Origin of the sequence: Sinobacterium caligoides (genome assembly GCF_003752585.1) — a bacterium.
Lineage (GTDB): Bacteria > Pseudomonadota > Gammaproteobacteria > Pseudomonadales > Sinobacteriaceae > Sinobacterium > Sinobacterium caligoides.
The window spans coordinates 162,173-185,010 of record NZ_RKHR01000004.1 but is presented as its reverse complement, the minus strand read 5'-3'; the positions used below and the strand labels follow the sequence as shown (position 1 = coordinate 185,010).

Annotated in this window: 22 protein-coding genes; 13 read left to right on the top strand and 9 right to left on the bottom strand. The window is 51.0% G+C overall.

Annotation, left to right across the window (positions count from 1 at the left end; all coding sequences use genetic code 11):
- Window positions 1-73 precede the first annotated feature (73 nt).
- On the top strand, window positions 74-604 hold the full coding sequence (gene def, locus EDC56_RS07600) for a peptide deformylase (RefSeq protein ID WP_123711952.1): 531 nt from the start codon (window positions 74-76) through the stop codon (window positions 602-604).
- 94 nt (window positions 605-698) lie between these two features.
- Here the strand turns inward: def and EDC56_RS07595 are convergent, their stop codons facing one another.
- On the bottom strand, window positions 699-938 hold the full coding sequence (locus EDC56_RS07595) for an RNA recognition motif domain-containing protein (RefSeq protein ID WP_123711951.1): 240 nt from the start codon (window positions 936-938) through the stop codon (window positions 699-701).
- Window positions 939-1,329: 391 nt separating this feature from the next.
- On the opposite strand from EDC56_RS07595, the gene EDC56_RS07590 reads away from it, so the two are divergent.
- The 4 genes from EDC56_RS07590 to EDC56_RS07575 all read left to right on the top strand — a co-directional run bounded on the left by EDC56_RS07590 (window position 1,330) and on the right by EDC56_RS07575 (window position 4,125).
- A complete protein-coding gene (locus tag EDC56_RS07590; protein WP_123711950.1) occupies window positions 1,330-1,791 on the top strand; it encodes a Fur family transcriptional regulator in 462 nt (153 codons plus the stop codon).
- Window positions 1,792-1,845: 54 nt separating this feature from the next.
- Window positions 1,846-2,271 (top strand): phosphoribosyl-AMP cyclohydrolase, encoded by a 426-nt coding sequence (hisI, locus tag EDC56_RS07585; RefSeq protein ID WP_123711949.1) that lies wholly within the window; start codon window positions 1,846-1,848, stop codon window positions 2,269-2,271.
- On the top strand, window positions 2,268-3,602 hold the full coding sequence (locus EDC56_RS07580; RefSeq protein WP_123711948.1) for a dihydroorotase: 1,335 nt from the start codon (window positions 2,268-2,270) through the stop codon (window positions 3,600-3,602). Before hisI ends, EDC56_RS07580 begins: the two co-directional genes overlap by 4 nt.
- Before the next feature lie 157 nt (window positions 3,603-3,759).
- On the top strand, window positions 3,760-4,125 hold the full coding sequence (locus EDC56_RS07575; RefSeq protein WP_123711947.1) for an SgcJ/EcaC family oxidoreductase: 366 nt from the start codon (window positions 3,760-3,762) through the stop codon (window positions 4,123-4,125).
- Window positions 4,126-4,281: 156 nt separating this feature from the next.
- Here EDC56_RS07575 and potE read toward each other — a convergent pair whose 3' ends face one another.
- From potE to EDC56_RS07550, 5 genes are all read right to left on the bottom strand, one after another.
- The gene (potE, locus tag EDC56_RS07570) at window positions 4,282-5,607 is read right to left on the bottom strand and encodes a putrescine-ornithine antiporter (protein WP_123711946.1); all 1,326 of its coding nucleotides are present in this window, start codon (window positions 5,605-5,607) and stop codon (window positions 4,282-4,284) included.
- Between the two features lie 73 nt (window positions 5,608-5,680).
- Window positions 5,681-7,843, bottom strand: coding sequence for an ornithine decarboxylase SpeF (gene speF / locus EDC56_RS07565; RefSeq protein ID WP_123711945.1), 2,163 nt, complete (start codon window positions 7,841-7,843; stop codon window positions 5,681-5,683).
- A 263-nt stretch (window positions 7,844-8,106) separates the two neighbouring features.
- Window positions 8,107-8,205, bottom strand: coding sequence for a leader peptide SpeFL (gene speFL / locus EDC56_RS20090; protein ID WP_425452461.1), 99 nt, complete (start codon window positions 8,203-8,205; stop codon window positions 8,107-8,109).
- Window positions 8,206-8,335: 130 nt separating this feature from the next.
- Complete coding sequence (locus tag EDC56_RS19790) at window positions 8,336-8,632, bottom strand: hypothetical protein (RefSeq protein WP_211333607.1); 297 nt, start codon at window positions 8,630-8,632, stop codon at window positions 8,336-8,338.
- The gene (locus EDC56_RS07550; RefSeq protein WP_123711943.1) at window positions 8,583-10,055 is read right to left on the bottom strand and encodes a carotenoid oxygenase family protein; all 1,473 of its coding nucleotides are present in this window, start codon (window positions 10,053-10,055) and stop codon (window positions 8,583-8,585) included. Before EDC56_RS07550 ends, EDC56_RS19790 begins: the two co-directional genes overlap by 50 nt.
- Window positions 10,056-10,100: 45 nt before the next feature.
- Here EDC56_RS07550 and EDC56_RS19785 point away from each other — a divergent pair, with 45 nt between their 5' ends.
- Complete coding sequence (locus EDC56_RS19785) at window positions 10,101-10,277, top strand: hypothetical protein (RefSeq protein WP_211333606.1); 177 nt, start codon at window positions 10,101-10,103, stop codon at window positions 10,275-10,277.
- Between the two features lie 78 nt (window positions 10,278-10,355).
- A complete protein-coding gene (locus EDC56_RS07545) occupies window positions 10,356-11,255 on the top strand; it encodes an SdiA-regulated domain-containing protein (RefSeq protein WP_123711942.1) in 900 nt (299 codons plus the stop codon).
- Here EDC56_RS07545 and EDC56_RS07540 read toward each other — a convergent pair.
- Genes EDC56_RS07540 through EDC56_RS07530 form a run of 3 tightly spaced genes read right to left on the bottom strand, consistent with a single transcriptional unit; the run spans window position 11,252 to window position 15,622 of the window.
- On the bottom strand, window positions 11,252-12,397 hold the full coding sequence (locus EDC56_RS07540; protein WP_123711941.1) for a response regulator: 1,146 nt from the start codon (window positions 12,395-12,397) through the stop codon (window positions 11,252-11,254). The genes EDC56_RS07545 and EDC56_RS07540 overlap by 4 nt on opposite strands.
- The gene (locus EDC56_RS07535; protein WP_123711940.1) at window positions 12,387-13,520 is read right to left on the bottom strand and encodes an HDOD domain-containing protein; all 1,134 of its coding nucleotides are present in this window, start codon (window positions 13,518-13,520) and stop codon (window positions 12,387-12,389) included. The genes EDC56_RS07540 and EDC56_RS07535 overlap by 11 nt, the downstream gene beginning before the upstream one ends.
- Window positions 13,517-15,622: an MHYT domain-containing protein gene (locus tag EDC56_RS07530; protein WP_211333605.1), complete on the bottom strand. Its 2,106-nt coding sequence runs from the start codon at window positions 15,620-15,622 to the stop codon at window positions 13,517-13,519. The genes EDC56_RS07535 and EDC56_RS07530 overlap by 4 nt, the downstream gene beginning before the upstream one ends.
- A 349-nt stretch (window positions 15,623-15,971) precedes the next feature.
- On the opposite strand from EDC56_RS07530, the gene thrS reads away from it, so the two are divergent.
- The 6 genes from thrS to pheT all read left to right on the top strand — a co-directional run bounded on the left by thrS (window position 15,972) and on the right by pheT (window position 22,838).
- Window positions 15,972-17,903: a threonine--tRNA ligase gene (thrS, locus tag EDC56_RS07525; RefSeq protein WP_123711938.1), complete on the top strand. Its 1,932-nt coding sequence runs from the start codon at window positions 15,972-15,974 to the stop codon at window positions 17,901-17,903.
- Window positions 17,872-18,432, top strand: coding sequence for a translation initiation factor IF-3 (gene infC / locus EDC56_RS07520; RefSeq protein ID WP_281273343.1), 561 nt, complete (start codon window positions 17,872-17,874; stop codon window positions 18,430-18,432). The genes thrS and infC overlap by 32 nt, the downstream gene beginning before the upstream one ends.
- Window positions 18,433-18,520: 88 nt before the next feature.
- Window positions 18,521-18,715, top strand: a complete 195-nt coding sequence (rpmI, locus tag EDC56_RS07515; protein ID WP_123711936.1) for a 50S ribosomal protein L35 — start codon at window positions 18,521-18,523, stop codon at window positions 18,713-18,715.
- Between the two features lie 57 nt (window positions 18,716-18,772).
- Window positions 18,773-19,126 (top strand): 50S ribosomal protein L20, encoded by a 354-nt coding sequence (gene rplT, locus EDC56_RS07510; RefSeq protein ID WP_123711935.1) that lies wholly within the window; start codon window positions 18,773-18,775, stop codon window positions 19,124-19,126.
- 227 nt (window positions 19,127-19,353) lie between these two features.
- On the top strand, window positions 19,354-20,373 hold the full coding sequence (gene pheS, locus EDC56_RS07505) for a phenylalanine--tRNA ligase subunit alpha (protein WP_123711934.1): 1,020 nt from the start codon (window positions 19,354-19,356) through the stop codon (window positions 20,371-20,373).
- Window positions 20,374-20,459: 86 nt separating this feature from the next.
- Window positions 20,460-22,838: a phenylalanine--tRNA ligase subunit beta gene (gene pheT, locus EDC56_RS07500; protein ID WP_123711933.1), complete on the top strand. Its 2,379-nt coding sequence runs from the start codon at window positions 20,460-20,462 to the stop codon at window positions 22,836-22,838.

The following is a 22,838-nucleotide window of genomic DNA, read 5'->3' as shown; positions in this document are numbered from 1 at the left end:
TAGAAAGCAGTAACAGAGAGCAGTCATAGACAATCGCAATAGAGAACAATAACAGAGGGTAAAGGGAGTATATATGGAAGAGACCTTGCCGGTGAGCCAGTTGGGCGCGACCGTCATACGAGAGGTGGCGGCACCCGTAAGCGATATTCCGTCTTCAGCAATGAAGCATCTTGTTGCAGCGATGATAGCCACCTGTGAGCAGGCCGGAGGCGTGGGCATTGCAGCGCCACAGGTCGGCGAGTCTAAGCGCCTATTCATCATGGCCAGCGAGCCCAATGCGCGCTACCCCGATGCCCCAAAGATGGCACCGACGCCGGTGTTCAATCCGCGTATTCTCAGCATGAGTGAGAGCGAGGAGAGTGCTTGGGAAGGGTGCTTGTCGTTGCCGGGTGTGCGTGGTTGGGTGCCGCGTGCGACCAGCATTGAGGTCAGTTACTACGACGCCGAGGGCGTTTTTGTTGAACGTTTATTTGAGGGCTTTCTCGCTCGCTTATTTCAGCACGAATACGATCACTTGAACGGTGTGGTGTTTATCGATCGAGTGCGCAGTACACGCGATATCATCATGGAGGCGGAGTATCAGCGCTTGTTGCAGGTGGAGTAATAGGCGGGCTTGGAGAAAGTTTGAGCGAGGGTGCTCAGATTGATGGCCGAGACAGACGTTGCCGGAGGGGCCTCCGGCACTGACGGTTTCGCTGTTACTGGTCGGCTTTCTTAACGCGAATCTTGTTGCCGCCAACCTGTTTGCCGTTGAGGCTCTTGATGGCCGCCTTGCTGTCGCCGGGCTTGGGCATCTCAACAAAGCCGAAGCCTTTGGAGAGTCCCGTTTCTTTATCGTTGACGATAGTACAGGATTGAACGCTGCCACTGGCCTCGAATAGAGCGAGTAGTTCGGCTTCGGTGGTAGAGCGATCAAGGTTACGGACGAGTATTTTCATGTGGGTACCGGGTGGTTCTTACGGGAAGTGCTGGAATAGCTTGGTGCTGATTTTAGCAGTAAATACTGTTGGTCACTATGATTTATCGCCTTCGCATAATTGGTGGGGTAGTGCAGGTGCTATGGTGAAATATCCTTCGGTATAAATGAGCTGTATTGCTATGTTATAACATAACGATGTACCATGTTTGTAGGTAATCATTGGATGACAATAAGATGAGCATGGTACAGACAGAAATACAGCCAGTTACTAGGCTCTCGTGCTTTCTGAGTGCAGCTATACCAAAAGGCCAACACTGTTATAGCGACATAGTTTTGTTAAATCACCCTCTTGCTGATGACCATATTTATCAGTGTTTATTGTGCGTACCGGATGTTGCTGGTTAATGAACATGAAAAATATTAAGCACATTATCGACCATGCCGAGCAGCACTGCGCCAAACATGGGGCTCGTTTAACGCGTAAGCGCAAACAGGTTCTATCAGGCTTGTTAACATCAACTAAAGCCCTGTCGGCTTATGAGCTGATTGGTGTTTGTAAGGAAGAGTGTGGTGAGACGTTACCCGTAATGTCGATCTACCGGATACTGGACTTTTTGGTTGATGAAAACTTGGCCCACAAGCTAGACCTAGCTAATAAGTACATTGCTTGTGAGCATATTAGCTGTAGCCACCCCCACGTTGTTTCTCAGTTCTTAATCTGTCGACATTGCAGTAAGGTGCGGGAGATTAGTGTGAATCGCTCGGTCATCGATGACTTTCAGGCAAGTGCGCAGAGCGCAGGCTTTCCGCAGATCAGTTCGCAGCTTGAGTTGAGCTGTATTTGTGAAGAGTGTCTCAATGAGTCTGGCTAGGACGGCATCGGCTATAAATCACCGTGACCCTGTTAATAAGACAAAGGAGTGAGAATGTATCAAGCATTTTTTCATGCGTTAGAAGATAGTGCTGATGGCGAAAACCTGGCCTTGAGTCACGTGATTGAAAAATTGTCATTTAATGAATCAGGCTTAATTCCAGTCATTACTCAAGACGCTAAGAGTAAAGAGATACTGATGCTGGCGTGGATGAACAAAGCCTCTTTGGAGATGACGATAACCACCAAACGTATGACTTATTGGTCGCGAAGTCGCCAGCAGCTTTGGGTTAAGGGCGAAACCAGTGGGCATACACAAGCCCTAGTTTCGATGGCTTTTGATTGTGATGGCGATACGGTGCTGTGCCAGGTTGATCAATTGGGGGCAGCTTGTCATACCGGCAGGAAGAACTGCTTTTATCTCAATGTCGGCCTTGAAAGTCAGCAAGTTTTTATTGAAGGGGAGGCGTCGAAAATATGAGCGCAACATTGATCAAAAATGCTCGCATTGTCAATCAAGGCTGCGTGCTAGAGGCAGATTTGCGGATACAAGGGCAGCGTATCAGTCAGATTGCCTCAGAGTTAAGCGCGACTGCGCAAGATCGCATTGTAGAGGCTGATGGGCAATACCTGCTACCGGGTATGATCGATGATCAAGTGCATTTCCGCGAGCCGGGCTTAACCCACAAGGGAACCATTGCCAGTGAATCTCGTGCGGCGGTTGCAGGCGGTATAACCAGTTATATGGAAATGCCTAATGTTAGTCCTGCAACCACAACGATAGAGGCGTTAGAGCTTAAATATGCCATAGGTGAGCGCGACTCGATGGCGAATTATTCGTTTTATCTTGGTGCGACAGAGGATAATCTCGAGCAAATTAAGTTGTTGGACGTCTCAAAGCACTGTGGTGTAAAAGTTTTTATGGGTGCCTCTACCGGTGACTTACTCGTAGAAAAGCCAAGTGCATTAGAGGGGATTTTTCGTGAAAGCCCGGTTCTGATTGTCACCCATTGTGAAAGCGGGCAGGTGATTGCGAGTAATATGGCTAAGTTTAGCAGTGCGGATAAGGAGCCAACGATATTCGATCACCCCATTATTCGTGATACCGAGGCCTGCTATGCCTCCTCCTCCTACGCCGTGAGTTTGGCTAAGCAATATCAAAGCCAGCTTCATGTATTGCATATCACCACGGAAAAAGAGTTGAGCCTATTTGAGCCGGGCCCGATTGCGTCGAAGAATATTACAGCGGAAGCGTGTGTTCACCACCTTTGGTTCAGTGATCATGACTACGCTCGTCTAGGAAATTCCATTAAATGTAACCCGTCGATTAAATCGCGCAGTGATCGCGATGCGTTAATACAGGCATTGCATAATCAGCAGATAGATATTATTGCGACTGATCATGCGCCACATACCTGGCAAGAAAAGCAGCAAGCCTATCATCGCGCCCCGGCGGGTTTACCGTTAGTTCAACATGCGTTATTAAGTCTACTCGATCATGTACAACACCAACGGCTTAGCATTGAGCATGTGGTTGAGAAAACAGCGCACAACCCTGCCATACGTTATGGGATTGAAGAGCGTGGCTTTATCAGCGAAGGCTATTACGCCGATTTAGTGTTGGTGGATATAAAGCAGCCGACAAGGGTGACGCAGGATTCACTCCTCTACCATTGCGGTTGGAGCCCCTTCATTAATCATCAGTTTTCCTCAAGCATTTGCAGTACCTGGGTCAATGGGCAGCAGGTGTATGATGGGAATAATATTGTTAAATCTGCACTGCCTGCACAGCGTCTTATGTTCAACAGATAACGAAGGAACGAAGCCTTGTTAGATTGACAAGATAGGGATTATTATGAATAAAATAATTGGGTAACACGCTCGAGCAAACGGCAAAAGTGATTGTTATATTAGTTGGAAGTTGTAAATAAAATAGATAGAGAACAAACGAGATAGAAAGGAGTTAATCATGGAGTATAGCGAAGCAAAATCGCTGTTTGATGAGTGGAATAATGCGTTGCTAACAGGTGACACAAAAAATATTATGCCGCTGTATGAGGCCGATGCAATTCTTTTGCCGACGATCTCTAACCAGGTTCGTCACAATCATGCAGAAATAGAAGATTACTTTGTGACTTTCTTAGCCAGAGGCCCGCAGGGAAAAATTGAGGAAGCCAACGTTCGTAGATTCGGTGATGTCGCTATAAATTCAGGGGTCTATACCTTTACTTTTAAAGATACTAGCTCTGTGACAGCACGCTTTACCTATGTCTATCGTTGGAATGGTCAGCGCTGGATGATTGTCGAGCATCACTCATCGGCGATGCCTGAGTGAGTGCTGGCAGGCTAGGCTGTCTTTAGGCGGCTAAGTGTTATTGATTTTATATCATTGATCGTCAATGGGTGTGAGTTCGTTGAAGATCGACATGGTTGAGTAATCATAGAAGACAGTGGGGCCTTGGCTTTTGTAAACACAAGGCCCGCTAGTTACTTATGCGTTGGCGTTTTCGAGCTCACCTTTTGCGTTCTTGTTGGCAATGAAACCGTAAATAGTCCAGCCAAAGAAGGTACAGAGAGAGCCTAGCATAACGGCACTGTCACCTGAGCTGTACAGAGCGTAGAAACTGTACAGGGCACCGACAACGGCGATGATATTCGAGGCGCGGGCTTTGTGAGCAGGAATCTTGAGTTGCCTTTGCATGATGCCCAGGGCTGCCATCGATAGAATATAGGGAATAATATTAGTGACGACGGCCAAGTTGACGAGGGCGTCAAACTGGCTCGCCAGTGAGGGGCTAATGGTCATCAGTGATAGTGCTGACTGAATCGTCACGATGATAATCATGCCGAGCACAGGGGCGTCGGAGCTATTCACTTTTGAAAAGGCGCTAGGGAAGAAACCATCATCAGCGCCTGACTTAAAGACTTGCGCGATAGTGAACTGCCAACCCAGCAGTGAGCCGACACACGAGATGACGGCGCAGGCAATAACCACTTTACCTATAGTCGGATTGAACATCTGGGCGAAGACGAGGCCGAAGGGAGCGTTTGAGTGAACTAGAGCATCGTTGGAGACGATACCGGCAACCACATTGGTTGACACGATATAGATGATGGCTGCGCCAATGGTGCCGCCCAATACCGCGATAGGTACATTCTTCTCTGGGTTCTCTACCGCGTCTGAGTTGGCACAGGCTGACTCCATACCGAGGAAGGCCCACAACGTCATTGCAATAGAGCCGCCTAAGGCTTGGAAAAAGGGCATATTATGTGGGTTCCAGGCAGCGCTATAAAGCGCAGGGTCGAACCAGAACCAGCCGATCAGGCAGATACCGATGACAGGGATGATGATACCCCAAACGGTCACGGAGCTTACCTGTCCGGTGATGCGGGCACCGCCGAAGTTGGCCAGCGTGGTGAGCCAGAGTAGGCCGATAGTGGCTAAGCAAATACTGATGGGGGTGAGGTCCATGTCTAGAAAGACAGCGGCATAGCCGACGGCAGAGATGGCGATGGCAACGTTGGCAATTAATAGCGACACGGAGTAGGTGTAGTTCGCCATGAAGTTACCTGAGCGGCCGAAAGCATATTCGGCATAGCCACCCATGCCGCCGGGTTTCTTGCTGAACATGCCGCATTTAGCGAAGGCATAGGCGAGGGCAGTAGAGCCCAGTGCGGTGACGAACCAGGAGAGAATGGAGATGGTGCCGACCTTCGCCAGTGCACTTGGCAGCATGATGATGCCCGAGCCCATCATGTTGACGATGGTGAGAATGGTGAGTTGTACAACTCCCATTTTATTTTTTGTATCACTCATAATAAATTACCCGCAGGTTTACTTTGTACAGAGAGCACTTCTCTCTGTACAAAGCGTGATCGTTAAATGTCGTTTAGTTTTTTAAGACATAGCCAGAGGCACAAATGCGTCCCTCTGCATTCTCTTCGAGGTAGACCCCTTGCAGTTCAGGTGAGAAACCAGGCAGCTGGTTAATACCTTCTTCAAGTGCGAGGAAATAGTTTTTCACTGTGCTATTCCACACCTCGCCAGGGACCATGCAAAGTACGCCTGGTGGGTAGGGCAGTGCGCCTTCTAAGGCAATACGTCCCTCAATCTCCGAGAGTGGTACCAGCTCGCCGTTGCCGCGAACAAACTCGGTATTGGCCTCTTGTGCGTTCAAGGCAATGGTAGGGAAGCATTTTTCTCGGAACATCTCTCTTTGTAAGTCTTTGACATTACGGCTGACATAGAGATCGTGCATCTCTTGGCACAGTTGGCGGATGGTGTAGTTCTGGTAGCGCTCCTTATTTGCGGCGTAGACATTGGGTAGGACGACGGATAGTGGCGCGTCCTCTTCAACGAGTTTCTCGAAGTGGGCGATCTGCACGACGAGGTGCTGCATTTTGGCGATCTCTTCCGCAGGTGTCATTAGGAATAAGATCGAGTTAAGGTCGCACTTCTCCGGGATAATATTATTTTCACGAAGGAAATTGGCGAGAATTGTCGCGGGAATACCGAACTCTTCATACTCGCCGGTTTCAGCATTAATGCCGGGCGTGGTGAGCAGGAATTTACAAGGGTCGACAAAGTATTGCCCCTCTTCGTAACCATCGAAAGAGTGCCACCTTTTTCCAGGTTCGAATTCAAAGAAGCGAAGGTCGCTCGCCATCTTCTCTGTCTCAAAGCTTTCCCAGGGTTGACCATCTACAAGTTGTGGCACGAAGGGTTTTATCAGGCTACATTTCTTGAGCAACAACTTGCGTGCTTCGATGCCGGCCTTGACGGCTTCGCGCCATAAGTAACGGCCACTTTCGCCCTCGTGCATTTTGGCGTTGACATCTAACGCGGCAAACAAGGGGTAAAAGGGACTGGTTGAGGCATGCATCATGAAGGCGTTATTAAAGCGTTTGTGATTGCAGTAACGGGCTTGGCCTTTGATGTGGCTATCTTTTTTATGGATCTGCGAGGTTTGAGAGAAGCCTGCTTGTTGTTTGTGCACTGATTGAGTAACGAGGATGCCGGGGTCTTCTGCGGTGAGCTCAAGCAGCAGTGGCGAACAATCTTTCATCATTGGAATAAACTGCTCATAGCCTACCCACGCAGAGTCAAACAAGATGTAGTCGCAAAGGTGGCCGATCTTATCGATGACTTGTCGGGCATTATAGATCGTGCCGTCATAGGTCCCGAGCTGGATAATAGCCAGTCGGAATGGTCGCTGTTCATCGGCACGCTCCGGTGCCGTTGCTCGAATTTGTTCGCGTAAGTACTCTTCGTTAAAACAGTGGGCATCAATGCCGCCAATAAAGCCAAAGGGATTACGGGCCGTCTCTAAGTAAACAGGGTTTGCACCGGCTTGAATTAAGGCACCATGGTGGTTTGACTTATGGTTGTTTCGGTCGAACAGGACTAAGTCACCCTTGGATAAAATAGCGTTAGTAGCCACCTTGTTTGAAGAGGAGGTGCCGTTCAATACGAAATAAGTTTTATCGGCGTTAAAGACTTTAGCCGCATGTTGTTGCGCAGTATTCGGTGCGCCCTCATGGATCAGCAGGTCGCCTAAGTGAACATCAGCGTTACACATATCGGCGCGGAATAGTGTCTCGCCGAAGAAGTCAAAGAATTGGCGTCCAACAGGGTGTTTACGGAAGAATTGGCCGCCCTGATGGCCGGGGCAGGCAAAGGTTGAGTTACCCATGTCTACGTATTTTTTGAGTGTATCGAAGAAGGGAGGAAGTAGGGAGTCTTCATACTTAAGCAGTGCTGTTTCTACTTGTTTGCCATAGAAGTCGACGTTGTCAGCGCAGAGCTCAAAGACCCCAGTAATTTCAGTGCAGCTATCATCGGGAAACGATTCGCTGCAGCAAACGGCGATAAAAATAGGCAGGTGTAAGCCAAGGCTATTAATCCTATCAATAATGCCATTTTCAACGTCGGTAACAGAGGCGACGACGACACCGATGTCGCAGAAGTCGGTGTGTAAAATATCGACAACTTTTCTTTTCGTTGTAAAGCAGTCGGTGACAGATTGGCTGGCAGCAATTTTTAATGATTTCATGATTTAACCTTTTTAAATTTGAGACTCTTCGGCCAATGCGAAGACGCATTAGAAAAAATATTTCTATTTAATTTCAGCAATAGGGTGCCGTAAGCACAGTTTTGTTAGGCCAAGGCTAAAAAATGCACGACAAAGCACATTAAAGATTGAGTGCTTTAATTCGAGCGCAGAAGTTTAGCGTAATAGCTGAAAACTATGCCGTAATAGCGTATTGCTGAGTTTTTTGAGGTTGATGAAGCAGGGGCGAAGAGTGGCCCTGCTTATCAAGAAGATAATTGCTGGTGCGGGAAGAGGTAGGCGTTGTCGAAATAGTCGCGATGAGACGGCATCGTTAGATGTCGAATGCGCCGTATATGCGCCATATTTTTAGATACTCTCGTCATAATGTACTCCAATATGAAGCAGAGAATTCGTGTGAGGATTTAACGATGAGAAGTATATGCCTGTGGGCGAATAAAAGGTTGAGGTGGATCTACTACTTTTTACTTATTGTTACTTTTTTTTATAAACCTTAACCGTTGTGTTGAAGCTTTTATTTTCTGATTTTTTCTTATTTAAATAGCCGTCCTTTAAAACTTGTTGGTCAGTTACGAACAGAGCAGTGTTGATGCTTCTATCTTGTGGAGTGATTGGTTTTTGTTGTTGGTTGGGATGTTGTTGTTGTTGTTGTTGTTGTTGTTGTTGTTGTTGTTGTTGTTGTTGCTGTTTGCAAAGGGCGTTTAAAACGCCCTCTGTGTGGCTAGCTATTTTTTTCTTTGCGTAGGCTAGCGCCGTCGGCCCAAGTTGCATGAGTACCGCTGCAGATGCGGTGTGGCAGAATGATGCGACAGACCGGTCCTGCCTCGATGTCTTTGGCGTCGATGAGTACACACTCGGAGCGGTCTTCCTTCATGTCGGTGATGAAGCTGACTAGGTAGCCATCATCTTCGTCTTTGGCATTGACCCTTGGCGCGAAAGGCGCCTCGCTGCCGAAGCGTTGTTCGCCAAAGGGTAGGCTGAAGGATTCACCCGTCTCGAGGTCGTGTTTGACGATGCCCGAGAATAGGAACCAGTTGGGTTCGCCCCAGACACTGTAGAGGTAGCGTGATTTGCGGCCGGCGTATTGTTGGTTGAAGGTGCCAAACTCGAGAGCGCGCTCGTCCAGTCGCTGCTCCTGTACCTCGCCGGTCTTTAGGTTGAAGCGCCAGCGGTGTAGCTTGGATTGAAAGGAGTGAATATCCAGGTTTGCCATCATTTTCCCTACCGTTTTCGGTAAGCCGGGTAGCGGCTCCGGGTCGGGGTTATCCTGAAAATAGCCATCGAGAACGATTTCATCACCCTCTTCGTAGGCGTTCATCCAGTGCAGCACATAGGTGGCCGACGCCTCAAACCACTGCACGTCATCGGCCGTTCCGTAGCGTGGGAGGATGCCAAAACGGCTCGGCTGGTCGGCATAGTAACGGGCGTGATGGCGGCCTTGTTCTAGTAACTCGGGATCCCAGTACAGTGGCAGGTCGACGAGAATAGAATAGTTTTCCGAGAACGCCATGTCATGGGGCAGCCGCGGGCCGGGTAGCGGCACCGGTGTGTAATGAACGAGTTGGTTGTTGCGGTCGACGACACCGTAGTGTTGGTAGGGCGGTTGTTTGGAGTAGTTGAAGAACAGCATTTCGCCGCTGCGCTCGTCGACTTTTGGGTGGGCGGAGATACCCTCTGCAGGCGCCCAGCCGACGGTGCCGAGGGGGGCTAGGGTATGAGGGTCCAATTGATAGCCCTCGCCACATTGCCAGAACGTCGAGAGTACCTTGCCCGCATGGACCACGACGTCGGTAGAGGAGGAGTCTTTGACGTGCCCCTGTGCACCCCAGCCGGGTCGTTCTGAAAGGGTGGGATCGTTGGCGATACCTGTCCATAGCGCTCGCCCAGCCTCCTGCTCTGCATTAAAGCCTTTGGTACGAATGAAGCGATTACGGTACTCGGCCTTACCATCTTTGAAGCTCATGGCGTGCAGCATGCCATCACCATCGAAGGGGTGGTAATGGCCGATGGCCTCGTGTACGGGATTTTCAGTGTTGCGTAGGTAGACACCGTCGATGTCGTGGGGGATTTCACCAATGACCGTCATCTCGGTGGCGGTATATTCGGTGAAGTTAGGCGTCCAGGCGCCGTTTAAGTACGGGTGGGCACTGGGCTTTAGGCTGTGCTGCACCTTCTTCTTGTCAGTAATGGTCATGCTGCAGCTTTCCTTAGTCGCTGTTTTTATTGTCTACCGATAGTAATGGGCATCGTAGAAGCATTCAAGCATGCCACCTGGATTGAGGTGAGCTTGCGCGATGACCGATCGACAAGAAAAAACTGCTCACTTTGTGAGCTATTTAACGGTTTTGGAAAGTTTTCCATGCGCAGTGCGTTGAGTGATGTTTTGGCTGAGTGGGATCATTGTTTTGCCGGGTAAAGTTCAGTAGTTTGTTGGAAAATCAACCTATTTGATCGTTTTTTGCTCGCCACCGATCAAGCCCATACGGTACTCTTTATGTGTATAAAACCCAGATTAGCGCTGTCTTTAACAGTGTTGTTGATGATGATGGCAACGGTGCTCTATGCCTACAATGTTGATGACAGGCTGCTTTCTATCACCCAAGAATTGATGGCAGATGACAGCGAGATAAGTTTGGAACGGTATGGCAGCATGGTTGACGGTCATGCGATAGCAGGCATTGAGGATAACCTCTCGGGGGTGACCTACGATAGCGACAGTGGCCACCTTTGGGTGGTTATCAACGCCCCCACAAAGATATTGGAGCTGGATGAGGAGTTTAAGGTTGTTCGCAGTATTGAGTTAGAGGGTTTTTGCGATACGGAAGCCATTGCCTATGCCGGGCACGGCCGGTTTGTGGTGGCAGAGGAGCGACAGCAGGCGATCAACTTGATCGAAGTTCATGACGATACTGAGGTGGTAAATAAGGAGCAGGTAAAAAGCTTTACCTTGAATACCGGTGGTTGCAATAACAAGGGTTGGGAAGGTTTAGCTGTGGTACGCGACACCGGCACGATCTATGTTGCCCGTGAGAACAACCCAATGAAGATTTTAAAAATAGATGGCTTCTTGACCGATGAGAATATTGTCGTCGACGATCTTCGGGATCTAGAAATGGTGGATCACATGGATATGGATGATTTTTCTGGTATGCATTACAACCCCGTTAGCAAGACGTTGATGGTGCTGAGTGATGATTCGAAGTTGCTTGCTGAAATTGATAAAACCGGCCACCTGTTGAGTTATAAGCAGTTAGATCCAAACCTAGATTTGACCGATGATGTGATGCTGCAGCCGGAAGGTGTTGCCAGTGATGATAAGGGTTACTTGTACGTGGTCAGTGAGCCTAATATGGTGTATCGCTACCTGGATCAGGCTCACCGAGAAAAGAGTTAATTAACGGAGGCGCTGACAATGGCGCGCACCGGCTGTTTTAGGGGCGTGTGACGAGAGAAGTTTAGTAGGCGGTCAATGAGTGCAGCGCTGAGTCTCTGCCCTCGGCACAGCACGATGCTGCCGTTATCGGCGAGAACATCCTCGTCGATGGTCATGCCGACACGCAGTTGTTGGAAAGAAAGTTGACGAATGTTCTCTGGGTTTTGTTCGAGCTCAAAGCTGGCGGTGTAACGTAGTAACTGTTGTTCGAAGGGTGTGCTAAAAGCCGCGGAAAGGTTGCTGGCAGCCGTTGCGGCTTTGATACCTTCGCGCTGCATCATATTGTCGAGGTTGTGCGCAACGCGCAGCATGGTGGCACCGCTGCGCACTTCGGCGGCGACATGTTTAGGGATCTTTTCTGGTCGTACCAGCTGTAGACCGATCATCTTGGCGACGTTTTCGAGGCGCGGAATATTGGCTACCATCTTTTCGCCGGCGCGCGGTGCCGAGCGCAGCAAGCGTTTCTCTTCGTCGTTGAGGAGGTCGCCGCGGAAGGCGCGCTTGAGTAGTGCAGGTGGTAGTGTGATGCAGCCGACGTGGGAGAGCATGGCGGCCATTTCGTATTGCCAGTGATCGCTCTGGCCGCAGCAGCGTGCCATGTGCACGACGAGCCTTTTAATGTTATCGGTGCGGCTGAAGGCTTCGGGGGCGGTGATGCTCATGATGCTGTTGAGCATATTGATAGCCCCTTTGAGGGTGTTTTCGAGCAGCTCTTTCTCGATCTTGTTCAGTTGATGCAGCCGGTTGGCGTCTTGCAGGTGACTGATTAGCTCCTCGTTGACGCAGGGCTTGAATAGAAAGCGGAAAATATTTCCCTCGTTAATCGCCTTGCCAGCGGCGTCGATGTCGGCGTGCCCGGTCAATAATAAACGTGTGCTATTGGGGGCTTTCTGCTTCGCCAGGGCGAGAAAGCTGGCACCATCCATCTGTGGCATGCGCATGTCGGAAATGATCACGGCAAATTCCTGTTTGTCCATCTCTTCCAGTGCGCTCTTGCCGCTGAGAGCGGTAGTTAGGCGGCAGTGTTGGTAGAGGCTACGCGTCATGCTATCTAAGATGTTGGGGTCGTCATCGACACAGAGTATCTTCGTGTTAGGGTTCATAAGCGGCTCCTTGCGGTTCGAGGCTGTGGTGGGCAGTGTGATTGAGGCTCTGGCTGCTTTGTTGCCAGAGCGATAGCAGGGGGGAGATGCGGGGTTGTGCGCTGAAACGTTGGTCGAGCTGGCCACCACTGAGTAAAGTGTTGGCAATGAAGATGGCGTCGGCGCTGCGCAGCTGGCTCACATCGTCGATATCGTTCAGTGCGGTCTCGGCGTTACGACAGTGCAATACGGCCTCGATGATGCCTCGTGGGAAGCCCCATAATTGCAGGAGCTGGCTACTGATTTGTTGGCTGATATCGATGGGCAGGCGTTCGCTACACTGGCAGCTAATGAGCAAGGTGTCGCCGAGGCGGTGCAACAGAGCAGCTAACATCGCTTCGGTTTTTTTTATCGACGGTGCGATCTGTTGTGCAAGCTTGGCGCAGCTGCGGGCGTGTTGTTGTAATTTGACCAGTTGTTTGTTTTGTTGCGGGCAGTTGAACATGTGTGGCTCGGCCAGCAGAACGACCTGATGAACGGCATCTAGGCCGAGCCGAGTGACGGCCTCGTGTAGGTTGTTGGTGGGGTTGTTGCCTGCAATATAAGAGGCGTTAGCAATGTGCAGTATTTTGGCGCTTAGCCCTGGGTCTCTAAGAATGAGCTGACTGATTTCATCGATGCTGGAGAGTTGTTTGAGGCGGTTTTTCAATGCCAAGATGATGGGCGGGGGAGTAGGTAGCGCCCCGGCGCGGGCGATTAGCCGCTGTAAAGGCTCTGAGTTGATTTGCTGCAGGTTCTGGTAGCTTCTATCGAGGGTGTCTTTTAGCTCAAGAATGCTACAGGGTTTGTCGAGCCAGTGGTGCGCCACCATACTGGTGGCGACGGGGGCGTGAATGCCGGGCTGTCCGGATAAGACGATGCGGATGGTGCGCGGATGTTGCTGCTTTATCTTAGCGAATAGCTCGCCGCCGCTCATTTGGGGCATGCGAATATCGCTGACGACGACATCGTAGTGTTGCTGAGCGAGCTGCTGCATCGCCTCGTCACCGTTAGAGGCTGTACTGATAAGCCAGTCGCTGGCAAAAAAAGCGCGTTTCATACCCTGTAAGAGCAAGGCGTCATCATCGACAAATAGCGCTCTCATGACGGCCCTGCCTTCGTCGTAGACGCGGGCTGGTTGCCGTGTTGTTGAGAAAGGTGTTGTTGGGAAAGGTGTTGTTGAGAAAGGTGTTGTTGAGATGAAGCCATTTCCTGTTGCTGTGACGCCTCTTGTAGATACGGCAGTTTGATCGTGAACGTAGTGCCTTTGCCGAGATGGGAATCGACGACTATGGCTCCGTTGTGCTTCTCGTTAATCACCGAGTAGGCAATGCTGAGCCCTTGGCCGGTACCTCTGCCGACTTCTTTGGTGGTGAAGAAGGGGTCGAAGATGCGTTTCTTATGTTCGTTGCTGATACCCATGCCGTCGTCTTTGATGTCGATATAGCAATACTCCGAGTCGAAGTGAGCGACGATGTCGATACGGCCTTTTTGTTCATTGTTTTGATAGCGGTCTTCGATGGCATGGGCGGCGTTAACGATCATATTGAGTAGTACCTGGTTGATTTCGTCACGTAGACCATCGATAGGCGGTAAGTCGCTAGCGATGTCGAGATGCACATCGGCAACGTATCGCCATTCGTTACGTGCGACGGTGACGGTGGTGGCGATGGCCTCGCCAAGATCGACAAGGTGTTTGTCGCCGTGACTGGGATAAGAGAAAGACTTCATGGCTTTGACGATGCTGGAAACGCGCTCAAGACCCTCCAGTGACTGTTCGATGGCCTGCGGAATTTCTGTGCTGATGAAATCAAACTTGAGCTGGTTCAGCGACTGTTGGAAGTAATGACGATCGTCCCCGCTGAGGCTACTACTGAACGTTTGTCCGTGCTGCAGACTGTCGATACAGCCTTGAAAGGCATCCTTGAGGAAGGCGATATTGCTGGCGATATATTGTGTCGGGGTGTTGATCTCATGAGCGATGCCGGCGGCCAGTTGACCGATGGACTCCAGCTTTTGTGCATGCGCCAACTGCAGCTCTAGCGCTTCGCGCTTACTGATGTCGCGAAAAGAAGCGTTGAATAGGATGTGCGTGTTGACGGTGATGGGGGCGATGGTAGCTTCGCAGAAAATTTGGCTGCCATCTTTTTTGATGAGCTTGATGCGGCTGGTCTTATTGATGAAGCGACTGTCTGATTGTTGGCTGTCTATGAGCAGCGAGTGATAGTCAAGTGCCGGCAGCAGCGTGCTGATTTGCATCTTATCCACCTCTCTTCCCGTGTGTTGACAGAGTTTTAGGAAGGCCTTGTTGAAGGTGTCGATACGGTTGTTGCAATTGATCACGACAATGCCATCGAATAGGTTGTCGACGATCATCTGCTCGCGTCTCGATTTGTTCTGCAGATCGATGACAACGCTTTGTAATCGGCGGTCGAATATCGCACTGACAATTAATAAGCCGATGAGTAGCGCGGAAATCGTGGTGATGACTAACGCGAGGGTGCTGTTGTCCGTCATTACGAGGTGAGGAGGGAGCGCTGCCGCAGTGGTCGCCGTGTCGATGGTTGGGTAAAAGCTGACAACGCTCATGCTGCTATAGTGCATGCCGGCGATCGCGAGACCAGCAACGCAGGCGGCGAGGATCTTTGCCATACGCTGTTGCCTCAGGCACTGGGCAATGCCGCCCATAGAGATCGCCAGTGTGGCTAAGCCCTGGGTGATGACGAAAGAGAGCAGCAAGAGGGTGGGTGAATAAGTCATTTCAGCGTCAACAGTCATCGCCTCCATGCCACAGTAATGCATGGCGACAACGCCACAGGTAAAAAACAGTGCCGCTACTTGTATGCGCTGCCAACTGGGGCTGTTATTCGCCAGTAGTTTGAGTGCGGCGAAGCTACCAAAGATTACCGGCAGCATTGAGACGATGGTGATTGCGGTGTCGTAATGGATGGGGGTGGGGAGTCTGAGGGCTAGCATACCGATGAAATGCATCGTCCAGACGCCGATGGCGAGTGCTAGGGCAGCTAACAGTGCCCATTGGTTGTTAAGCTTGCGATTATCGCAAGCCCAAGCACGTTCCAGGGCGATGATGGTCGCGTAGGCAGCGAGGACGGAGATCGTGAGTGACAGCACAGCGACGAAAAGAGCAAGCTCTCCCGTGATTGCTAAGCGGCCATTGTCGATGGCATGAAAGCGCCAGAAGTCCATAGTCGTATTCTTTTTTTGCATGGAGTCGTTTTAGTGTAGTGAACAACTGCGAAATGCGAAAACGTGTTGTTTTAAATGTAGATAAAAGACAGGGCTGAGCTTTCCACGGCCTTTACGTATTGCAGTTTTGCTGGGCTGGCCTATAATTGAGCGCTATTTTGTGTCCCCGTTCTGTCTGGGTGGCACTGAGGGTGTTGTTTAAGGCTTTGCTTAAACTGCTTTTTTTGCCCAGAACGGGCATTGAGTGCAGGGCTGATTGGCTTGAAACGACACCTATTACATCGACTTAAACTATATATATTGAACTATGTGGCCTCTGGTATGGGTCACCACTGGTTGAGGAAAGAAAATGCCTGTTATTACTCTCCCCGATGGATCTACTCGCTCATTTGATCAAGCTGTCAGTGTGCATGACGTCGCCGCCGATATTGGTGCCGGCCTCGCAAAAGCAACGCTCGCTGGTAAGGTCGACGATGTCTTGGTTGACGCCTCTTACATGATTGAAAATGACGCCACCTTGGCCATTATCACCGAGCGTGATGAGGAGGGGCTCGATACTATTCGCCACTCCACGGCGCACTTGTTGGCGATGGCGACCCAGGATATTTTCCCGGGCGCTCAGGTTACTATTGGTCCCGTCATCGAGGACGGCTTTTTCTACGATTTCGCCTTTGAACGTGCTTTCACGCCTGAAGATCTCGAGAAGATCGAGGCGCGCATGGTCGAGTTGTCGAGGGAGAACCTCGCCATTGAACGTGTAGTGATGAGCCGCGAAGAAGCGGTGAAGACCTTTAGCGAAATGGGTGAGAAGTACAAGGTAGAGATCATCAAGGAGCTGCCAGAGTCAGAGGATATCTCTGTCTACAAGCAGGGTGATTGGATGGATCTGTGTCGCGGTCCCCATGTGCCGAGCACCGGTAAACTACAGGTCTTTAAGTTGACCAAGGTGGCGGGCGCTTATTGGCGTGGTGACTCTAACAACGAGATGCTACAGCGTATCTACGGTACCGCCTGGGGTAATAAGAAGCAGCTTAAGCAGTACATTCGCCGTATCGAAGAAGCCGAGAAGCGTGATCACCGCAAGATCGGTAAGAAGCTTGATCTCTTCCACATGCAGGAAGAGGCACCAGGCATGGTGTTCTGGCACCCGAAGGGCTGGACCATCTACAACACTATTGAAAGCTATATGCGCAACAAGCAGCGTGAGCACGACTACCAAGAGATCAAGACCCCGCAGCTGGTCGATCTTAGTCTTTGGGAGCGCTCTGGTCACGCTGACAAGTTCAGCGACGATATGTTTATGCTGAATACCGAAGAGCGTCAGTTCGCTGTTAAGCCGATGAACTGCCCCTGCCATGTACAGGTCTTTAACCAAGGCCTGCGTTCATACCGTGACCTGCCGCTGCGTCTCGCTGAGTTTGGCTCGTGTCACCGTAATGAGCCCTCAGGCTCGTTACACGGCATCATGCGTGTGCGTGGTTTTGTACAGGATGATGCACACATCTTCTGTACCGAGGAGCAGATTCAGCCCGAAGTGTCGTCGTTCATCGACTTCCTGCACGATGTTTATAAAGACTTTGGCTTCGATGAGGTTATCTATCGTCTGTCGACACGTCCAGAAAAGCGTGTGGGTTCTGATGAAGATTGGGATGCCGCAGAGAAGGCATTGGCTGATGCTCTTGATAATAAAGGCTTACCTTGGCAGGAGCTGCCGGGTGAGGGTGCCTTCTACGGCCCTAAGATCGAGTTCTCACTGAAAGACTGTATCGGCCGTGTCTGGCAGTTGGGTACTATTCAGGTCGATTTCTCAATGCCAGGGCGTCTCGATGCCAAATATGTCGATCTCGACGATCAGCGTAAAGCACCGGTGATGTTGCACCGAGCCATTTTGGGTTCGTTTGAGCGTTTCATCGGCATTTTGATCGAACATTACGAAGGTGTCTTCCCAGCTTGGCTGGCACCCGAACAGGTGTCGATTCTGAATATTACCGACTCACAGGCGGAATATTGCGCTAATTTGGCCGATAAACTAAATAAATTGGGCTTTAGGGCACAAGCGGACTTGAGAAATGAGAAGATCGGCTTTAAAATCCGCCAGCACACAATTCAGAAGGTCCCTTATCAGCTAGTCGTTGGTGATAAGGAAATTGAATCTCAGACCGTGGCTGTGCGAGCGCGAGGTGGTGAAGACCTCGGTGTTATGTCTATCGACGAGTTCATTACTCACATTCAGGCAGACGTAGCTCGACGTGGCCGTGTTTCTATGGAGAAAAACGATTAAAAGAGACAACGCTAAGGGCGATAAGCGTCCTAAGATAAACGGAGCCATCAAGGCCAAAGAAGTTATGCTCATCGGCGCAGAAGGCGAGAAGATGGGTGTGATGGACTTCCGCGATGCGTTAGCCGCGGCCGAAGCTGCCAGCCTTGACCTCGTGCAGATGAGTGACAATGAGCCAGTAGTCTGCAAGCTGCAAGACTACGGCAAAGAATACTTTGAGAAGAAGAAACGCGCGAAGGAAGCTAAGCGAAAGCAAGTGCGTACGACGATCAAAGAGATGAAGTTCCGTCCTGGTACTGACATTGGTGACTACAACATTAAGTTGCGCTCACTGACTAAGTTCTTGGAACATGGGGACAAGACCAAGATAACCTTGCGTTTTCGTGGTCGTGAGATGGCTCACCAGCAATTGGGTATGGATTTACTCAAGCGCATCGAAGTCGATCTTGCTGATTATGGTAGTGTTGAGCAGTTTCCCAAGATGGAAGGCCGCCAGCTTACTATGGTTATTGCACCCCGCAAAAAGAAGTAGAGACGATAACCGACGGGCCTGGGCTTAAGGCTGCCTTGGACCGAAGGGTTTCTACGCTTTAATTAACCGCTCAGATATGGAGTAAGAAATGCCTAAGTTAAAAGTACATAGTGGTGCTGCAAAGCGCTTCAAAAAGACCTCGACTGGCTTCAAGCGCAAGAGCGCTCATAAGAGCCACATCTTGACCAAAATGACTACCAAGCGTAAGCGTCAGCTACGTGGTTGTAGCGCTGTTCACAAGTCCGATATGGTTCTTGTTAACAGAATGCTTCGCAAAGTATAAGGCACTCCTAGAGTCCCTCTATTTTATTGGTTTTTATTTTAAGTTAAGGAGTGCATTATGCCTCGCGTAAAACGTGGTGTTACCGCCCATCGTCGTCACAAGAAAATTCTTAAGCAAGCTAAAGGTTACTACGGAGCACGTTCACGTGTATTCCGCGTTGCCAAGCAAGCTGTCATCAAAGCTGGTCAGTATGCTTACCGTGACCGTCGTCAACGTAAGCGTCAGTTCCGTGCCTTGTGGATCACGCGTATCAACGCTGCCGCACGTGCTAACGGCCTGAACTACAGCCGCTTTATTGCCGGTCTTAAGAAAGCCGACATCGCTCTGGACCGTCGTGTTCTTGCCGATATCGCTGTTTTCGACAAAGCCGCTTTCACTGCGATCGTAGCTGCGGCGAAAGCTGCACTATAAGGTGATCTACCCCAGGTATCTGGGGTATTAACCTGATAGTGCGGTCCATGATTCGTCGTGGGCCCGAATGGGGAAAGGGTTTCGGCTCTTTCCCCGTTTTGCGTTATATAGATCCGCCAGCAGCCCTGGGCTATTTTCTGGCGACAATAGAATGAATAATTGAAGAGTGGTGCTCTGTATGAGTGCCATGTATTAAACGGTGTTCTCCCCGACAGTTGGAGTGTTCAATGGAAAACCTTAATGCCATTTGCGAGGCCGCAATACAGGCGATAGACAGTGCTGAAGACAGCCAAACCCTAGAGCTGGTCCGCGTACAATATTTTGGTAAGAAAGGTGAAATTAACCTGCTGCGCAAGACGCTGGGCAAGTTGTCGAACGAAGAGCGTCCAGCTGCCGGTGCCAAGATCAATGAAGCGAGCCAGAAGGTGCAGGGGCTGCTCAACGATAAGAAGCAGGCGCTAGAGGCTGCTGCGATTAACGCCAAGTTGGCTGCGGAGACCCTCGACGTCAGTCTGCCAGGTCGTGGTCAGACGGTGGGTGGCTTGCATCCTGTGACGAAGACCATCGAACGTATCGAAGGCTTTTTCAGCACTGTCGGCTTTGATGTGGTTGAAGGACCTGAGATCGAAGACGATTACCACAACTTCGAGGCGCTGAATATTCCGGCCCACCACCCGGCACGCGCCATGCACGATACCTTCTACATCGGTGAGAGCACGGTACTGCGTACTCACACTTCGCCGGTGCAGGCGCGCGTGATGGAAAGCAGTGAGCCGCCGATTCGAATCGTCTGTCCTGGCCGCGTCTATCGTTGTGACTCTGACCTGACGCACACGCCGATGTTTCACCAGGTGGAAGGTCTCGTCGTTACCGAGAACACCAGTCTTGCCGAGCTCAAAGGCATCGTCGAGCAGTTCCTGCAAGTCTTCTTCGAGCGCGATGACCTCGGCGTGCGTTTCCGCCCCTCTTACTTTCCTTTCACCGAGCCATCGGCTGAGGTCGATATCGAGTGTGTGATGTGTAGCGGCAAAGGCTGTCGCGTCTGCTCAAACACCGGTTGGTTGGAAGTCATGGGTTGTGGCATGGTCCACCCTCGCGTGTTTGAAAAGTCGGGTATCGATACTGAGAAATACAGTGGCTATGCCTTTGGTATGGGGGTAGAGCGCCTTGCGATGCTGCGTTACGGCGTCAACGATCTACGTCTGTTCTTCGAGAACGATCTGCGTTTCCTCGGTCAGTTCCTATAGGGGCTGAGCGAGTGCGTCGCTCTCTAGAGATTCTTTGCAGGCTATAGACACGGCCTCGAATACTAATGATTTAAGCGGGAAGAAAGATGAAATTCAGTGAACAGTGGTTACGCGAGTGGGTTAACCCAGCGATCGAAACACAGGAGTTGTGTGATCAGCTGACAATGGCCGGCCTTGAAATTGACGGTTTCGAGCCAGCGGCAGCCGATTTTAGCGGTGTCGTCGTCGGTGAAATCACCGCCTGTGAGCAGCACCCGGATGCCGACAAATTACGCGTCTGTCAGGTCAGCGATGGCGAGGCGTCGTTTCAAGTAGTCTGTGGCGCCCCTAACGCTCGTGTCGGCATTAAGATTCCCTTCGCCAAGGTGAAGGCCGTGTTGCCGGGCGACTTTAAGATCAAGAAAGCGAAGCTGCGTGGTGTTGAGTCCTTTGGCATGCTTTGCTCGGACGATGAGCTGGGCCTTGCCGAGACCCGTTCGCCGGGCATCTATGAGCTGCCAGCAAATGCCCCCACCGGTGCCGATCTGCGTGAATATCTCGATCTCGATGACAACATTATTGAAGTCGATCTGACCCCGAACCGTGGCGACTGTTTCTCTATCATGGGTGTTGCCCGCGAAGTCGGTGTGATTAATCAAGTTGCTGTGACAGCGCCTGTGATCGACGATGTGGTTGAGACCATTATGGATACCGTAGAGGTTGAGCTCTCGGCGATTGAAGACTGCCCACGCTATGTGGGTCGTGTGATCAAAGGTGTCGATCTGAGTCAGAGCAGCCCGCTGTGGATGCAGGAGAAGCTGCGTCGCGCCGGTATTCGCTCGATCGATCCTGTTGTCGACGTGACTAACTACGTGCTGATGGAGCTCGGACAGCCAATGCACGCCTTCGACCTGAACAAGCTGACTGGCGATATCGATGTGCGTCTCAGCGAAGCAGGCGAGAAGATCACGCTGTTGGATGACAGCGAAGTTGATCTGAAGACCGGCTCGTTGGTGATTGCCGATGCGGCAGGCCCACAGGCAATTGCCGGTATTATGGGCGGCAAGGCAACCGCGGTGACGAGTGAGACGACGGACATCTTCCTCGAGTCGGCGTTCTTCGATAACGTAAAAATTGCCGGTCGTGCACGCTCTTACGGCCTGCACACGGAATCCTCGCTTCGCTTCGAGCGCGGCGTCGACGCGACCGGTCAGGCGCGTGCAATTGAGCGTGCAACGGCGTTGCTGCTCGATATCGTCGGTGGTCAGCCGGGCCCTGTCAGCGAAATTTGCAGCGAAGATACTCTGCCTGCGGTCGCCACTATTGTGCTGCGCAAGGCGCGTATTGCCCAGTTGTTGGGGCTCGAAATGCCCGATGAGCAGATCGTTGAGATTTTCAATCGCCTTGGCTTTGAGATTGAAACCATTGCAGAGGGTTGGAAACTGGTCGCGCCAAGCTACCGTTTTGACATGGAGATCGAGGCCGACCTTTTAGAAGAGGTGGCACGCATCTACGGCTACAACCGTCTGCCAGTACACACGCCTGCCGTCGCGTTGCCGTTGCAGCCTAAGCCAGAGCAGAAGCTCTCTGTGAGCGGTATTCGCAACTTATTGGTTGATCACGGTTATCAAGAGGCGATCACCTACAGCTTTGTCGAGCCAGGCCTGTTGGCGAAAATCGACCCTGCGGCGCAGCCGGTGAAGCTGACTAATCCTATCTCGGCGGATATGAGTGTCATGCGTACCACGCTGTGGCCCGGCCTGCTGAGCACGGCGGTACATAACCTCAACCGCCAACAGCCGCGCGTACGCCTGTTTGAGGTTGGTCAGTGCTTCGTACCGCAGGCTGATGGCGGCTTGCGTCAGGATCGCAGCCTAGGCGGTCTGTTGACCGGTAATCGCGAGCCAGAAGCGTGGCATGCCGACGCGAGCAAGGCCGATTTCTTCGACTTGAAGGGCGATCTAGAGGCAGTGTTGTCTTTGGGTGATCGCTTGGATGACTTCGAGTTTGTCCGTGCAGAGCACCACGCACTGCATCCGGGACAGACGGCGGCAATCATGTTGGGCGGCAAGCAGATTGGTCTTATCGGTGCGCTGCACCCGACCTTGGCCAAAGATCTCGGCATCGACCAAGCGCTGTATCTTTTCGAGATTGAGCTCGAGGCGATATTGGCGGCGAAGCTCCCAAGTTTCAAAGAATTATCAAAATTCCCTGAAGTTCGTCGTGACTTAGCTATTATTATTGATCAAGGGGTAGCGAGTAATGCTATTTTAGCTGAAATGCGACAGGCTGCGGGGGAGAACCTCGTCGATCTGACGTTATTTGACGTCTATCAGGGCAAAGGTATTGAGCCTCATCAGAAAAGTTTGGCAATAGGCTTGACCTTCCAGCATGCTTCGCGCACTCTTAATGATGACGATATTAATGTTGTTATTGAACAAGTAGTTAACACGCTGACTGAAAAGTTCGGCGCTTCGTTAAGGTAA

Excerpts from the sequence above, each read along its gene's own strand:
- pheS (WP_123711934.1), top strand. The coding sequence starts at position 19,354 with ATGGAAAACCTTAATGCCATTTGCGAGGCCGCAATACAGGCGATAGAC.
- thrS (WP_123711938.1), top strand. The coding sequence starts at position 15,972 with ATGCCTGTTATTACTCTCCCCGATGGATCTACTCGCTCATTTGATCAA.
- EDC56_RS07550 (WP_123711943.1), bottom strand. The coding sequence starts at position 10,055 with ATGACCATTACTGACAAGAAGAAGGTGCAGCACAGCCTAAAGCCCAGT.
- EDC56_RS07580 (WP_123711948.1), top strand. The coding sequence starts at position 2,268 with ATGAGCGCAACATTGATCAAAAATGCTCGCATTGTCAATCAAGGCTGC.
- pheT (WP_123711933.1), top strand. The coding sequence starts at position 20,460 with ATGAAATTCAGTGAACAGTGGTTACGCGAGTGGGTTAACCCAGCGATC.
- rpmI (WP_123711936.1), top strand. The coding sequence starts at position 18,521 with ATGCCTAAGTTAAAAGTACATAGTGGTGCTGCAAAGCGCTTCAAAAAG.
- EDC56_RS19785 (WP_211333606.1), top strand. The coding sequence starts at position 10,101 with ATGGGCATCGTAGAAGCATTCAAGCATGCCACCTGGATTGAGGTGAGC.
- potE (WP_123711946.1), bottom strand. The coding sequence starts at position 5,607 with ATGAGTGATACAAAAAATAAAATGGGAGTTGTACAACTCACCATTCTC.
- speFL (WP_425452461.1), bottom strand. The coding sequence starts at position 8,205 with ATGGCGCATATACGGCGCATTCGACATCTAACGATGCCGTCTCATCGC.
- EDC56_RS07540 (WP_123711941.1), bottom strand. The coding sequence starts at position 12,397 with ATGAACCCTAACACGAAGATACTCTGTGTCGATGACGACCCCAACATC.
- EDC56_RS07575 (WP_123711947.1), top strand. The coding sequence starts at position 3,760 with ATGGAGTATAGCGAAGCAAAATCGCTGTTTGATGAGTGGAATAATGCG.
- EDC56_RS07530 (WP_211333605.1), bottom strand. The coding sequence starts at position 15,622 with ATGGACTTCTGGCGCTTTCATGCCATCGACAATGGCCGCTTAGCAATC.
- speF (WP_123711945.1), bottom strand. The coding sequence starts at position 7,843 with ATGAAATCATTAAAAATTGCTGCCAGCCAATCTGTCACCGACTGCTTT.
- EDC56_RS07595 (WP_123711951.1), bottom strand. The coding sequence starts at position 938 with ATGAAAATACTCGTCCGTAACCTTGATCGCTCTACCACCGAAGCCGAA.
- EDC56_RS19790 (WP_211333607.1), bottom strand. The coding sequence starts at position 8,632 with ATGCAACTTGGGCCGACGGCGCTAGCCTACGCAAAGAAAAAAATAGCT.
- rplT (WP_123711935.1), top strand. The coding sequence starts at position 18,773 with ATGCCTCGCGTAAAACGTGGTGTTACCGCCCATCGTCGTCACAAGAAA.
- EDC56_RS07535 (WP_123711940.1), bottom strand. The coding sequence starts at position 13,520 with ATGAGAGCGCTATTTGTCGATGATGACGCCTTGCTCTTACAGGGTATG.
- def (WP_123711952.1), top strand. The coding sequence starts at position 74 with ATGGAAGAGACCTTGCCGGTGAGCCAGTTGGGCGCGACCGTCATACGA.
- EDC56_RS07590 (WP_123711950.1), top strand. The coding sequence starts at position 1,330 with ATGAAAAATATTAAGCACATTATCGACCATGCCGAGCAGCACTGCGCC.
- EDC56_RS07545 (WP_123711942.1), top strand. The coding sequence starts at position 10,356 with ATGTGTATAAAACCCAGATTAGCGCTGTCTTTAACAGTGTTGTTGATG.
- hisI (WP_123711949.1), top strand. The coding sequence starts at position 1,846 with ATGTATCAAGCATTTTTTCATGCGTTAGAAGATAGTGCTGATGGCGAA.